1 protein-coding gene is annotated in these 318 nt (G+C 44.0%); it reads left to right on the plus strand.

Annotated features, from left to right (window positions below; translation table 11 throughout):
• On the plus strand, positions 1–318 hold a 318-nt coding region (locus HC175_RS22270; RefSeq protein WP_168140023.1), incomplete at both ends, for a tRNA-dihydrouridine synthase family protein.

Consider the following 318-nt stretch of genomic DNA (forward strand, 5'->3'; position numbering starts at 1 on the left):
TTATGAAACTCGATATCTACGAAAAGGAAAGACCCGTCGGGATCCAAATTTTTGGAGCTAATCTGGATTCCATGCTGCAATCGGTAGAGATCGTCGAGAAATCGGTACCCGATATCATCGATATCAATTTTGGTTGTCCGGTGAAAAAGGTCGTTTCCAAAGGTGCCGGGGCAGGAATATTAAAGGACATTCCGTTGATGGTTTCTCTTACCGAAGCCATGGTGAAACACACCAAACTTCCAATTACAGTTAAAACCCGCCTTGGTTGGGACCAGGATTCAATTAAGATCATTGAAGTGGCTGAAAGGCTTCAGGATG

It is taken from the genome of Salinimicrobium oceani, assembly GCF_012037645.1.